Consider the following 14,336-nt stretch of genomic DNA (forward strand, 5'->3'; position numbering starts at 1 on the left):
AGCGCAGCGGATGTTTTTCTGTGCGTTAACGTAGCGGCAGCAACAAAAGCGGCTCATCGGACGCCCCTAGGAATGGAAATCAACCTCACGTTATGAGGATAACCAATTATAACACTCTCCCCAGCTGATTAAACTAAAAAGAAAAAACCCTCTGCTCGTAAGCAAAAGGGGTTATAAATTGATTTATTTTGTTGGTAATTCAACTGTTGCTTTCTCTTTAACGATAACTTCCTCAACTGGTACACGTTCAATTTGTGCGCCAAGTGCAGCCAGCTTGCCATGGAAATCGACATAACCGCGATCTAAATGATGAAGCTTTGTCACTCTAGTCACACCTTCAGATACAAGACCTGCTAAAATTAGTGCAGCCGCAGCTCGTAAATCAGTCGCCATTACTTCAGCACCCTGAAGATTTACAGGCCCTTCGATAAACACAGAACGTCCTTCTATTTTAGCACCGGCATTCATGCGACGGAACTCCTCAACATGCATAAAACGATTTTCAAATACCGTTTCCGTAATAATACTCGTACCTTCAGCAGTTAACATTAAGGCCATCATTTGAGATTGCATATCTGTCGGGAAGCCTGGATGTGGCATAGTTTTAATATCAACAGCTTTTAATGTTTTAGGAGCACGTACACGTATTCCTTCATCAAGCTCAGTTATTTCTACACCCATTTCACGCATCTTTGCAATTAATGCTGTCATATGTTCAGGAACAGCATTTTCAATCGTTACATCACCTTTTGTAATTGCTGCTGCAACCATAAATGTGCCAGCTTCAATACGGTCAGGAATAATATGATGTTCTGTTCCATATAATGTATCGACTCCTTCGATACGAATCGTATTCGTACCTGCACCGATGACACGACCACCCATACTATTAATGAAGTTTGCAAGATCAACAATTTCAGGTTCTTTTGCAGCATTTTCAATTACAGTTGTTCCTTGCGCTAAGGCTGCAGCTGTCATAATATTTTCAGTTGCCCCAACGCTAGGGAAGTCCAAATACACATTTGCGCCTTTTAAACGGCCATCCGCCTTCGCCTCTACATATCCATGACCAAATGAAATTTTTGCTCCCATAGCCTCAAAGCCCTTTAAATGTAACTCAATTGGACGTGAACCGATTGCACAGCCCCCTGGTAAAGCTACACGAGCATAACCGTTTCGAGCAAGTAAGGAACCCATCACTAAAATTGATGCACGCATTTTACTAACAAATTCAAATTGGGCTTCACTAGAAAGTTCTTTTGTTGTATCTATATATACTGTATTATCCTCAGGTATATATGTAACTGCCGCATTTAGACTTTTAAGTACTTCATTTATAGTAAAGACATCTGCTAAGTTAGGGACTTCTTTAATTACATTTTCTCCTTTAGAAGCAAGTAAAGCCGCTGCTAGGATTGGTAACACCGCATTTTTTGCGCCCTCTACGCGCACTTTTCCCTGTAGCTTTTGGCCGCCAGTCACTATTATTTTTTCCACCCTATGTCCCTCCGAATTCAATCTATTAATCTATCAAAATTTTCTTTTAAAAAGAAGTATAATGTCATAATCAGTAAACAAACAACTCTATAGTACAACTTTTCTTAAGCTCGTTCAAGCTTCCAAATCACTATTTTACGTCATTTATTGATATTTTGCTATTTATTTATTGTACGCATGATTTTTTTTTTTGTGAATGACCAATAACACGGAAGAAAAGCGTTAATTTCTAATATCTACCCAAGTATTTGTGAACAAAAACCAAATCTAATGGATTTATATCAATAATTTCGAAGAATAATTGCGTCCGAATTCATCTCCTCACCTTGAGTGATGGGAGAATTCTGTACCTGTCGCTACGCTTTCGGAACAAAAAACATCTGTACCTGTCGCTACGACTGCTTTCGGTACATAAAACATTTGTAGCTGGCGTTTTACTTTCGCTACGAAAACATTTGCTGAAAAAAATCAACTAATTTTTACATATTTCAAAGGACCACATAAATTATATTATAAAGCCCTGTGAAACATGTAGATTTAATTACTAACGTATAGATAGTAATAAGGGGCTATTAAAATAAATATGGCAGCTTCCCTGACCAGTTTGAAATTTGCAGAAAGAAATTAGAAACGGCTGATCCTATCGCAATACTCAATAAAATATAAATTAATTGGATTTGAAAAACTTTATTCTTCTTAAAGATTTTTTCTAGCATAAACGCTTGTAGCGCATAAAAAGTTATGGCGATAAAAAATATATGCGATAAAATCCCTATTAAAGCTTCCTGTCCTATTGCCTCATATATTTCCATGTTGGTTCCTCCAAATTAATTCCTTTAGCATTACTCTCAAACGGTAGCACAATGTTAAAAAACGGACAGATGTTGAATCTGCCCGTTAAAATTTGAATTAGATATTACCCTCATGAACGTTGATACGATTCAACGCACGTTTTAATGCTAGGTCAGCACGTTTGAAATCAATGTTATCTTGTTTACTTTGAAGACGACCTTCAGCACGTTTAACGGCTTCTTTAGCACGTTTAACATCAATGCTTTCAGCAATTTCAGCAGACGGCGCTAAAATTGAGATTTTTTCAGGGCGAACTTCAATGAAACCACCGCTTACAGCAACAAGTTCAGTTGAACCGTCTTCTTTTTTAAGCTTCACTGCACCAATTGCAAGTGGAGCAACCATAGGAATATGGCCTGCAAGAACACCGATTTCACCTGAAGTTGTTTTAGCGATTACCATTGATACTTCAGAATCGTATACTGGGCCGTCGGGAGTGACAATATTGACTAGAACTGTCTTCATATTTTTTCCTCCTCGTCCCTAGTATTAAACCTCTACGCCCATGCTTTTCGCTTTTTCAACTACTTCATCAATAGATCCAACTAGACGGAAAGCATCTTCTGGCAGGTGATCCCATTTGCCATCAAGGATTTCCTTGAATGAGCGAACAGTTTCTTTAACAGGTACATAAGAACCTTTTTGACCAGTAAATTGTTCCGCAACGTGGAAGTTTTGAGATAAGAAGAATTGAATACGACGAGCACGTTCTACTGTTTGTTTATCTTCGTCAGATAATTCATCCATACCTAAGATAGCAATGATATCTTGTAATTCACGGTAACGTTGGATTGTACGTTGTACACCAGTAGCGATTTCGTAGTGCTCAGCGCCTACGATTTCTGGCGATAAAGCACGAGAAGTCGAAGCTAATGGGTCAACCGCAGGGTAGATACCCATTTCTGATAATTTACGCTCAAGGTTAGTAGTTGCATCTAAGTGGGCGAAAGTTGTAGCTGGAGCCGGGTCAGTATAGTCATCGGCTGGTACATAGATCGCTTGAATAGAAGTTACAGAACCTTTGTTAGTAGATGTGATACGTTCTTGTAATTTACCCATTTCAGTTGCAAGAGTTGGTTGGTAACCTACCGCAGAAGGCATACGACCTAATAGGGCAGAAACCTCAGAACCTGCTTGTGTGAAACGGAAGATATTGTCGATGAATAAAAGTACGTCTTGACCTTGTTCATCACGGAAGTATTCCGCCATTGTAAGACCAGTTAATGCTACACGCATACGTGCACCAGGTGGCTCGTTCATTTGACCGAATACCATCGCTGTTTGCTTGATAACGCCTGAATCGCTCATCTCGAAGAATAAGTCGTTCCCTTCACGAGTACGCTCACCTACACCAGCGAATACAGAGATACCTGAGTGTTCTTGTGCGATGTTGTTGATTAATTCTTGGATTAATACAGTTTTACCTACACCGGCACCACCGAATAGACCGATTTTACCACCTTTAATATATGGTGCTAGTAAGTCTACTACTTTGATACCTGTTTCAAGAATTTCAACTGTAGTTGAAAGGTGCTCGAAAGATGGTGCTTCACGGTGAATTGAATCACGACGTGCGTCTGCTGGAATCTCTTCACCTAAATCGATTACTTCTCCAAGTACGTTGAATACACGACCTAGCGTAACTTCACCAACTGGTACTGAGATAGCTTTTCCTGAGTCTGTTACTTCTGCTCCACGTTGTAAGCCATCAGTAGATGACATTGCAATTGTACGAACAGAATCATCACCTAAATGAAGAGCAACTTCTAATGCAAGAATTGTTGGTTCTTCATTAGGACGTTCAATCTTAACTGTTAATGAGTTATAGATTGCTGGTAATTGGCCATTGTCAAATTTTACGTCAACAACTGGACCCATTACTTGAATAACATGTCCTTTATTCATTACTGTGTACCCTCCTATCGTATTCTTATACGACATTGGGAAGCTGGCCTATTCTAAGGCTGCAGCTCCACCAACGATTTCTGTAATTTCTTGTGTAATCGCCGCTTGACGCGCACGGTTATATTGCAATGAAAGGTCTGAAATAAGATCAGAAGCGTTATCAGTTGCATTTTTCATAGCCGTCATACGAGAAGCATGTTCACTTGCTTTTCCATCTAATAATGCGCCGTAAACTAAGCTTTCCGCGTATTGTGGAAGTAACACTTCAAGAATTGCTTCACCAGATGGCTCAAATTCGTAAGAAGCATTACTGCTAGCAGGTGCAAGATCCGTTAATGGAAGAAGTTTTTTCTCTGTCACTTCGCTAGCGATTGCGCTGACAAAGTGATTGTAGTACATATAAAGTTCATCATACGTACCATCAGTGAACATACCAACAGCTTTACGAGCGATTTCTTTAATATCAGCAAATGATGGTTGGTCCGGAAGACCGACAACATCGCTGATGACATTATGATCACGTTTTACAAAGTAGTCACGAACAACACGACCTACCGCTAAAATAACGTATTCGTCTTTTGATTTATGACGCTCGTCAATTGTACGTTGTACTTGACGTAGGATACTTGAGTTGTAAGCACCTGCAAGACCACGGTCAGAACCAATGACTAAGTAAGCTGTTTTCTTAACAGGACGAGCAGTTAACATTGGATGTCCGCTGTCTTTTGTTCCTGAAGCGATTGCGCCTACTACGTCCTGGATTTTTTCCATGTAAGGAACGTACGCTTTAGCGTTTTGCTCTGCACGACGTAACTTTGAAGAAGAAACCATCTGCATCGCTTTCGTAATTTGTTTCGTACTCTTTGTAGAAGTAATACGACCTTTAATTTCGCGTAAGTTTACCACTGGTATTTCACCACCTTTTGTTTTTTAATCAAGTGACTAGCTCGAACTTATTCTGATTTAGCGAAAGTTTTTTTGAACTCAGTTAAAGCAGCTACGTAATCCGCATCAGGAGCAAGCTCTTTTGTAGTACGAACATGATCTAAAACGTTTGTGTGGTTTGTATCTAACCAGCTTAAGAATTCACGTTCGAAGCGAACGATATCTTGTACTGGAATATCATCTAAGTGACCTTTAGTTAATGCATAAAGGATAGCAACTTGTTTTTCAACTTTTAGTGGTTTGTTAAGGTCTTGTTTAAGAACTTCAACCGTACGTTTACCACGTTCAAGTTTTGCAAGAGTTACTTTATCTAAATCTGAACCGAATTGAGCGAATGATTCAAGCTCACGGAATGCAGCTAAGTCAAGACGTAGTGTACCCGCAACTTTTTTCATCGCTTTAATTTGAGCAGATCCACCTACACGTGATACAGAAAGACCGGCGTTAATCGCTGGACGTACACCAGAGTTGAATAAGTCAGATTGTAAGAAAATTTGTCCATCAGTGATTGAGATTACGTTAGTTGGGATGTATGCAGAGATATCCCCAGCTTGTGTCTCTACGAATGGAAGAGCTGTAATAGAACCATTTTGGTATGTTTCGTTTAACTTCGCAGCGCGTTCTAATAAGCGGCTGTGTAAGTAGAAAACGTCACCAGGGTAAGCTTCACGACCTGGAGGACGGCGAAGAAGAAGTGAAAGTTCACGGTAAGCTGATGCTTGTTTAGTAAGATCATCATACACGATTAAAACGTGTTTACCTTGTAACATGAATTCCTCTGCCATAGATACACCAGCAAATGGTGCTAAGAATAATAATGGAGCTGGTTGAGAAGCAGAAGCTGTCACAACGATTGTGTAATCTAAAGCGCCATTTTTACGAAGAGTTTCTACTACACCACGTACAGTAGACTCTTTTTGACCAATTGCAACATAGATACAGATCATGTTTTGGTCATTTTGGTTAAGAATTGCATCGATTGCTACTGATGTTTTACCAGTTTGACGGTCACCGATGATTAACTCACGTTGACCACGACCGATTGGTACTAAAGCGTCAATCGCTTTGATACCAGTTTGTAGTGGTTCGTGTACTGATTTACGAGCCATTACACCGAAAGCTGGACTTTCGATTGGACGAGTTTTTGTTGTGTTGATTGGACCTTGTCCATCCACTGGTTGACCAAGTGGATTTACAACACGGCCAATTAGTTCTTCACCAACTGGTACTTCCATGATACGACCTGTACGACGAACTTCATCGCCTTCTTTGATGTCAGCGTATGGACCTAAGATTACGATACCAACGTTACCTTCTTCTAGGTTTTGAGCCATACCCATAACACCATTAGAGAACTCTAGAAGTTCTCCAGCCATGGCGTTGTCGAGGCCATGAGCAAGAGCGATACCGTCACCAATACGGATAACTGTACCAACTTCGCTTACTTTAAGTTCAGATTCATAATTCTCAATCTGTTGTTTAATCAGACTGCTGATTTCTTCAGCCTTGATGCCCATGTATGTCACCTCTCACATTTCTAAATTATTAACCGATTAATTCACGTTTTAGGCGCTCTAGCTTATTCGCTACTGAGCTATCATAAATATGATTACCGATTTGAACACGAATACCACCAAGAAGTGATGGATCAATTTCGTTTGTAATGTTTAATGATTGTTTCCCTACAAGTTTCGCAAATGCTGTTGAAATATTAGTACTTTCTTCAGCCGAAAGTTCACGAGTAGAGAATACTGTTGCATCTGCAGTACCTTGTGCCTGTGCAGCAAGCTCAGCATATGCGTTCGCAATAAGCTTCAGTTCGTTTACACGTTTTTTCTCAACAAGTAGTTGAACTGTGTGTACAACCTCTGTTGTTGCACCTGCAAAGATTTCTGCTACCATTTGTTTCTTACGTTCGATAGAGAACTTAGGAGCATTTAAAAGTGTTAAAAAATCAGGAGATTCTTTGACTACCTTTGTTAGCTCATTTAAGTCTGCTCCAACTTCAGTAAGAATGTTTTTTTGTTGCGCTAATTCAAAAAGCGCTTGAGCGTAACGTTTTGCTACAGTTGAATTACTCATCGAGCTTCCCCTGCCTTCGCAATCGTCTCTTCAATTAGAGCACGGTTGTCTGCCTCAGAAATCTCTTTGCTAAGGACTTTAGATGCTGCAAGTACAGATAAAGAAACGACTTCATCACGTACAGCCGCAATAGCTTTTTCTTTTTCAGACTCAATTTCACGTAAAGCCGATTCTTTTAAGCGGTTTGCTTCATTGCGAGCTGCAGTAAGAATTTCTTCTTTTTGCATTTCGCCTTGCTTCTTAGCGCCTTCAACAATCGATTGTGCTTCCGTACGAGCTTCTTTAAGAAGGCTCTTTTGTTCTTCTAAATATTGATGCGAATCTTTGCGCGCTTTTTCAGCTGCTTCGATTTCACTAGCTACTAATTCTTCACGTTGTTGCATGATGCCCATAAGTGGACCCCAAGCGAACTTTTTAAGTAATAGCATTAGTAATAAGAAGATAACTAATGTTGCGGCGATATCACCACCATTAAAACCAGGACTAGCATTGCCTAGTACAAGATTATCTAAAAACACGATTGTTTCACTCCCTTCAAGAGCTTTAACTTCAACATAATAATTTAATTACTAGAAAAACTACCTATTTTAAAAAGCTATATTTACACATAGCTTTTATCAGTTCCAAAATGAAGGGCGAAGTTTCATCTGGAGATTCCTGCTTCGCCACTAGAATTCAGTGTACAACTGAATTATTTGTTCATTACGATGAATGCGATTACTACTGCGATGATTGGTAGGGCTTCAACTAATGCAACCCCGATGAACATTGTAGTTTGAAGAACGCCACGAGCTTCTGGTTGACGAGCGATACCTTCTACTGTTTTTGAAACGATAAGACCGTTACCGATACCTGCACCAAGTGCACCTAAACCGATTGCGATTGCTGCTGCTAATAAACCTAATGAACCTGTCATTTGAAAATTTCCTCCTTGGAATTGTTTGTTTTTTTTGGGTTCAAGCATAAGGTGTATGCTTTATATTAATGGTCATCGCTCACTTTATGAGCCATGTAAACCATTGTTAACATTGTGAAGATAAAGGCTTGGATAAAGCCGATGAAAATAGAGAAACCTTGCCATGCCATCATTGGAACAATTGCTCCAATGAATCCCATTGGACCCGTAATAGCTAAACTTGCGATTAAGCCAAGTAAAATCTCACCTGCATAAATGTTACCGTAAAGACGAAGACCTAATGTTAAAGTGTTCGCAAACTCTTCAACGATTTTTAGCGGGAACATGAATGACATTGGTTTGAAGAATGTACCAACATAATGGCCTGTCCCCTTCATTTTAATACCATAGAAATGTGTTAAGGCTAAAATCATTGCTGCAAGCGTCATTGTAACAGTTGGGTCAGCTGTAGGAGATTTCCACCAAAGTTCGCCGTTATAAGCGATAGAGAACGGAAGACCTAATAAGTTAGATACGGCGATAAACATAATTAGTGTAATACCTAATACGTGGAATCGCCCACCAGTTTTCCAGTCCATGTTGCTTTTGATGATGTTTTTTACGAAATCCATAATCCATTCCATAAAGTTTTGCATACCTGTAGGCTTTAACTTTAGGCTTCTAGTTGAAATAAAAGCGATTAAGAAAACGATTACGGCCGCAACTAGTAACATCATTACAGTTGAAAGGTTGAACGTTAGTTTGAACAAACCAAAATCAACTACTTTTAATGGAGCTTCATGATTCATTGTTATTTTTCACCTCTCTTTCTAATTTAAAGCACATTAGCGGTTCCTTACATGTGACACTATTCTCTCGACAAAGAGAAAAACGTACGGAATCATTAGCCCTATAACCGTGCTAATTAAGTGAAAATAGTTTGGCAACGAAATGGCTAAAGCGACTGCCGCTACACCTGATGCAAAGCGAAGCGCTGTACCAAGTGAGCCTACTTTCTTCCCTTCACTAATGGATTGATCAAACTTCTCCATACGGCGAACTAAAATCCAAAAATTATACGTACCAAAGAATGCACCGATTGCGATGCCCGCAAAAACCGTCTGATAGGGTGTAAATCCCCAGCCTAATGCACAGAGTGCGAGCAAAAAAAATAACGCTCTCTTCTGCACAGCAAAAATGTGATGCAAATCTAGCATTGGTTTATAATCTCCTGAATCAATTTTTCGAGTAAAGAAACGTTTGCTGACCACTATGTGAAATCAGAAAAGAGCAGTGAAAAACACTACTCACAGCGGAATAGTAACGGGAGAGCGTCATTTTGAAATTACAGGTGTAAATCCCAAAAATATCTTACACCCCGAAACGCACAAAACGTTGCAAATCGACAGTTTTTGGTTTGAACTGTCAATTTAGTAGAAACTTGATGTAACAAGTGTTTCAACCTCTATTTGCGATTTGAAACCCTTATCATTATTACCCTTTGTAAGCATACAATAGGAGATATTTGAAGTCAATTAGTAAAGGAGAAAAACTTCACAGCCACTATACTCTTGTCAAATTGTTGACAAATTTGTGTATGAAAATTCATAGCTTCAAAATCAATGTTCACGTTTGTGCAAAAAAAAGCTAATCTACGACATAATTATGCTCGCAAATTAGCTCACCTATCACAATTAGTACATTTGACTCATTTTTTGATTTCAAAAAGGGATATTACTTGCTTTTTTGTAAAAATTCCAGAAGCGCCTTCACAATACGTTCAGAAGCATGTCCATCACCATAAGGATTTGAAGCTTTTGCCATTGCTTCATAGGCATTTTTATCTTCTATTAATTGCTTAGCTAGAGAGTAGATTGTTTCTTCTTCCGTGCCTGCTAGTTTTAGAGTTCCTGCAGCAATACCTTCTGGGCGCTCTGTTGTATCTCTTAGTACTAAAACTGGTTTACCTAATGAAGGAGCTTCTTCTTGGACGCCTCCAGAATCAGTTAAAATCATATAAGAATTAGCCGCAAAGTTATGGAAATCGAAGACTTCAAGAGGTTCAATTAAATGCACACGCTGATGATCTCCTAAAATTTCATTAGCTATTTCTCTTACAGCTGGGTTCATATGAACTGGGTAAACAACTTGTACATCCTCATGCTCTGCTAAAATTCTAGTAATCGCTCTAAACATATGACGCATAGGCTCTCCTAGATTTTCACGACGATGTGCTGTTAATAGAATCATACGATCTGACCCTATTTTTTCTAACACAGGGTGTGTGTAATGTTCATTTACTGTTGTCGCTAATGCGTCGATAGCAGTGTTACCAGTAACAAAAATAGTTTCTGGGTTTTTATTTTCATCTAAAAGGTTTTTCTTAGATACTTCCGTTGGTGCGAAATGAAGGTCAGCCATAACACCTGTTAACTGGCGGTTCATCTCCTCTGGGTATGGTGAATACTTATTCCAAGTTCGAAGACCTGCTTCCACATGTCCGATTGCAATTTGGTTATAAAATGCAGCTAAACTTGCAATGAAAGTTGTTGCTGTATCACCATGCACTAAAACAATATCCGGTTTTGCTTCTTTCATGACTTTGTCTAAGCCCTGTAATGCATTAGTCGTCACGTCAATTAATGTTTGACGATCCTTCATAATATTTAAATCGTAGTCTGGTGTAATTTTAAATGTTTCTAAAACTTGATCGAGCATTTGGCGATGTTGTGCTGTTACTGTCACAACCGATTCTATTTGCTCAGGATACTTTTGTAATTCCAATACAAGTGGAGCCATTTTAATAGCCTCTGGTCTCGTACCGAAAATCGTCATTACTTTCCATTTTTTCGTCAAAACGATTTGCACCGTCCTTTGTTTTATTTGTATGAAAAGTGCTTACCTCATCATATGAAGCAAGTGTCGAACTTCAAGAGAAGTAATTCGCCTAACATACTATGAAACGTCCTTCAATATTGAAGGACGCTCCCAAAAGTTATAAGTTTCCTAAAAATTACATACTAAATCTATTTTTCATTGGTTTTTCATCATAACGTAAGGTGAACCTTGTTATTACCGTTGAAAACTGTTCAGTATTATTTCGTACCGAATAAGCGGTCGCCTGCATCACCTAAACCAGGGACAATGTAGCCATGGTCATTTAGTTTTTCATCAAGTGCAGCAATATAAATATCTACATCTGGATGATGTTCTTGAATTTCTTTTACACCCTCTGGCGCAGCGATTAAGCACATAAATTTAATGCTCTTCGCACCACGTTTTTTCAGTGAGTTGATCGCTTCCACTGCTGATCCACCCGTTGCAAGCATTGGGTCTACAATGATGAAATCACGTTCTTCTACATCTGCTGGAAGTTTTGCATAGTATTCTACAGGTTTTAATGTTTCTGGATCACGATAAAGACCGATATGACCAACTTTAGCCGCTGGAATTAAATTTAATACACCATCTACCATGCCAATACCTGCACGTAAAATCGGTACAATCGCAATTTTCTTACCAGAAAGTACTTTTGTTTTAGCCACTGTTACAGGTGTCTCAATTTCAATTTCCTCTACTGGCATATCACGTGTAATTTCGAATGCCATTAATGTTGCAACTTCGTCTACAAGCTCACGAAATTCTTTTGTTCCTGTATTCTTATCACGAATATAAGTTAACTTATGTTGGATTAGTGGATGATCAAATACGTATACTTTGCTCAAAGGGATTCTCTCCTAACAGTTCGGATTCATTTTTATCTCACCTAGTATAACAGAAAAAATGAGTCGTCTCAAAAATAAATTTGGGACAACTCCTTTTCAAGAATGTTTGCTACATATAATAGCGATTATTTATCGAGTATTGCATTTAACTGTTCTATCGTCATTGGCTTATAATAGAAATAACCTTGTCCTACTGTACAGCCGAGTGCACGTAAAATCTCAACCTGCTCTTTATTTTCAATGCCTTCTGCGACGGAAGTCATTCCTAAGTTTAATGCTAATTGAATAATGGAGCGGACAATAGCAAGTGTCGCAGCATCTTTAATATCATTTATAAAGCTTCGATCTATTTTTAATTCAGTAAACGGCAGTCTTTGTAAATAACTTAGGGATGAAAAACCTGTTCCAAAATCATCCACCGAAGTTTTAAAGCCGTACTCCTTTAAATCCTGGATAATAGAAAATGCAGTCTGAAAATCAACTAATCCAATATTTTCTGTTACTTCTAAAATGATATATCTCGGTTCAATATCGTATTTCCGAACGAGCTCCAGTGTATCCTGTACAAAATTTTCATAATAAAAATGATTAGGCGAAATATTAACTGCTACCTTCACTAACTTTTTCCCTAATCGTTTGCGCTCTGCTAGCCAAGAAAGTGCTATCTCTAATATTTGAATATCGATTTCGCGTACCTTTCCTGCACTTTCAGCCACTGGAATAAAAATTGCGGGAGACACGAAACCGAGTTTTGGAGAAATCCAGCGGGCAAGCGCTTCAATACTTTGAATTTCACCTGTCTGTAAATCAACCTTTGGCTGTAAATTCACCGAGATTTCTTTATTTTTTATTGCTTGTGCCAAATGGTTTAAGACAGTCATTTGCTGCTCAAGCACATCATTTCTTTCTTGTGTGAAAATTTCCATATGAGTACCTGGTTTATTGGCCGCAAAGGATACAGCATTATCTGCAAAGCGAATCGCATCAGCAATTTTTATATCATGGTTATAAAAAGCAATACCAGTCTTCAGTGTAATATAAATCTGCTTTCCACCCACAATAAAAGGCTGACGAATAATCTCTTTTATTCGTCTTTTATAATAGAAAAAGTCTTCATCTGATGTCGCATTTGTAATGATTAAACTAGAGCTTGTAAATCTAGCAATATATTCGTTTAGATCATACTTCTCTTCATTTAGACGTTTAGCAATTTGTCTTAAAAGTTCATCTCCCGCTTCACGACCATATAACTCGACAATTTGATGGAATTCGCTTGGCTTTAAGATTTTAATATTACCGTTTTGACTGTATTCTTTTTCTACCTTATTTAAAAAACCATGTCGATTAGGCAGCCCTGTTGTGATATCGATATAGGCTAGGTCCCATATCTTTTTTTGTGTTTTTGCATATGCGTATGCCAATGCAACAAGAGCACCGATTTTTCGGAGCATACTTTCAAAAGTCTTTTGCTCAGTACTAGCATGTTGCCTTAAAAATATTGCGAACAATCCAATTGCTTGATGTTGTTGATTGTATATTGGCATAAACAAAGCAAATGGCATGTCAGATGAATTAGCAAACATTTTATGTTCTATTGGAATATCAATTTCATCCAAGCTCTTAACTAGAATAGCTGTCTCCTCTTGCATAACTCTCTTAAAAAATTGTTTGTTATCGCAACGCTCTGGCAAATCTTTTAGTTTGTCGTTCCCTTTAAAAATTCGTAATTGATCTGCCTCTTTAACAAGTACCATACTTGATATTTTCGGCATGAAAAATTGATCTAGACTACTGCAAATAATGCTCATCTTTTTATCGAAGGAATAATCCTTTTCAATCGCTTCGTACATCGTTTTCTCTAGGCGCATTAAAAATTCTTCGGTCTGATAGTAAGTAACTTCCTTCACAACTACTAGCACAAATAATGTTTCATTTTTATTATTTTGAAATGGGAGTGCTTGTATCTCTGCCCAAAAAGGAGTTTTATCGAAGCAACTATGGTGCAACTTTTCTTGTACTATGGCTCCGCTATGTATTTTATTTTTAATCATTTCAATAGTTGTCTGTTCTACGTTTGACATCAATGAAAAATAATCGATATTTATTATTTGCGAACGAACAGTATTTGTAAGTGTACAAAAAGAATCATTACATTCTAATATGCAGTTGTTATTTGTTGCATCAAAAATAACGTAACTTTCTTTAGAATTATCACCTAATCTACGAATTGTATTTAATAGCATTTCATGATCTATGATCATTGTATTAGTAACCATTCAGCCCCTCCTCCCTTTTTCTCCATCAATATACGTCGACATAATCGCTGAAAGAAGTTACATCTCTCTTACATTGTATATAAACATTCAATAAATTGTCACTTTTATGAACATGGTTCAGGACATTATTTGTCTATCTCTATTATATAATATATCCTT

Annotated in this window: 14 protein-coding genes; all 14 read right to left on the bottom strand. The window is 38.1% G+C overall.

All coding sequences use genetic code 11. The features are described 5' to 3' along the window. Positions 1-183: 183 nt before the first annotated feature. On the bottom strand, positions 184-1,497 hold the full coding sequence (gene murA, locus ACIQ7N_RS10020) for a UDP-N-acetylglucosamine 1-carboxyvinyltransferase (protein ID WP_248717830.1): 1,314 nt from the start codon (positions 1,495-1,497) through the stop codon (positions 184-186). 572 nt (positions 1,498-2,069) lie between these two features. After that, complete coding sequence (locus ACIQ7N_RS10025) at positions 2,070-2,309, bottom strand: DUF1146 family protein (RefSeq protein ID WP_132360374.1); 240 nt, start codon at positions 2,307-2,309, stop codon at positions 2,070-2,072. A gap of 97 nt (positions 2,310-2,406) precedes the next feature. Then, complete coding sequence (locus ACIQ7N_RS10030) at positions 2,407-2,814, bottom strand: F0F1 ATP synthase subunit epsilon (RefSeq protein WP_132360372.1); 408 nt, start codon at positions 2,812-2,814, stop codon at positions 2,407-2,409. Between the two features lie 24 nt (positions 2,815-2,838). Continuing rightward, complete coding sequence (gene atpD, locus ACIQ7N_RS10035) at positions 2,839-4,254, bottom strand: F0F1 ATP synthase subunit beta (RefSeq protein ID WP_132360370.1); 1,416 nt, start codon at positions 4,252-4,254, stop codon at positions 2,839-2,841. Between the two features lie 48 nt (positions 4,255-4,302). After that, positions 4,303-5,160 carry an ATP synthase F1 subunit gamma gene (gene atpG / locus ACIQ7N_RS10040; RefSeq protein ID WP_068986226.1) on the bottom strand — a complete coding sequence of 286 codons (858 nt, stop codon included), beginning with the start codon at positions 5,158-5,160 and terminating at the stop codon, positions 4,303-4,305. Positions 5,161-5,207: 47 nt separating this feature from the next. Beyond that, on the bottom strand, positions 5,208-6,716 hold the full coding sequence (gene atpA / locus ACIQ7N_RS10045) for a F0F1 ATP synthase subunit alpha (protein ID WP_248717828.1): 1,509 nt from the start codon (positions 6,714-6,716) through the stop codon (positions 5,208-5,210). 28 nt (positions 6,717-6,744) lie between these two features. Continuing rightward, positions 6,745-7,281 carry a F0F1 ATP synthase subunit delta gene (locus ACIQ7N_RS10050; protein WP_248717827.1) on the bottom strand — a complete coding sequence of 179 codons (537 nt, stop codon included), beginning with the start codon at positions 7,279-7,281 and terminating at the stop codon, positions 6,745-6,747. Beyond that, the gene (atpF, locus tag ACIQ7N_RS10055; protein ID WP_248717826.1) at positions 7,278-7,799 is read right to left on the bottom strand and encodes a F0F1 ATP synthase subunit B; all 522 of its coding nucleotides are present in this window, start codon (positions 7,797-7,799) and stop codon (positions 7,278-7,280) included. The genes ACIQ7N_RS10050 and atpF overlap by 4 nt, the downstream gene beginning before the upstream one ends. A 173-nt stretch (positions 7,800-7,972) precedes the next feature. Beyond that, positions 7,973-8,197, bottom strand: a complete 225-nt coding sequence (atpE, locus tag ACIQ7N_RS10060) for a F0F1 ATP synthase subunit C (RefSeq protein ID WP_132360362.1) — start codon at positions 8,195-8,197, stop codon at positions 7,973-7,975. Between the two features lie 65 nt (positions 8,198-8,262). Next, positions 8,263-8,985, bottom strand: coding sequence for a F0F1 ATP synthase subunit A (atpB, locus tag ACIQ7N_RS10065; protein WP_248717825.1), 723 nt, complete (start codon positions 8,983-8,985; stop codon positions 8,263-8,265). Positions 8,986-9,021: 36 nt separating this feature from the next. Then, positions 9,022-9,393 carry an ATP synthase subunit I gene (locus tag ACIQ7N_RS10070; protein ID WP_132360358.1) on the bottom strand — a complete coding sequence of 124 codons (372 nt, stop codon included), beginning with the start codon at positions 9,391-9,393 and terminating at the stop codon, positions 9,022-9,024. Positions 9,394-9,910: 517 nt separating this feature from the next. After that, complete coding sequence (gene wecB, locus ACIQ7N_RS10075; protein ID WP_132360356.1) at positions 9,911-11,032, bottom strand: non-hydrolyzing UDP-N-acetylglucosamine 2-epimerase; 1,122 nt, start codon at positions 11,030-11,032, stop codon at positions 9,911-9,913. A 239-nt stretch (positions 11,033-11,271) separates the two neighbouring features. Continuing rightward, positions 11,272-11,901 carry a uracil phosphoribosyltransferase gene (gene upp / locus ACIQ7N_RS10080; RefSeq protein WP_132360354.1) on the bottom strand — a complete coding sequence of 210 codons (630 nt, stop codon included), beginning with the start codon at positions 11,899-11,901 and terminating at the stop codon, positions 11,272-11,274. A gap of 125 nt (positions 11,902-12,026) precedes the next feature. Beyond that, positions 12,027-14,177: an EAL domain-containing protein gene (locus ACIQ7N_RS10085; RefSeq protein WP_402931732.1), complete on the bottom strand. Its 2,151-nt coding sequence runs from the start codon at positions 14,175-14,177 to the stop codon at positions 12,027-12,029. Between the last annotated feature and the right edge of the window lie 159 nt (positions 14,178-14,336).

It is taken from the genome of Lysinibacillus sp. NPDC095746, from assembly GCF_044763535.1.
Lineage (GTDB): Bacteria > Bacillota > Bacilli > Bacillales_A > Planococcaceae > Lysinibacillus.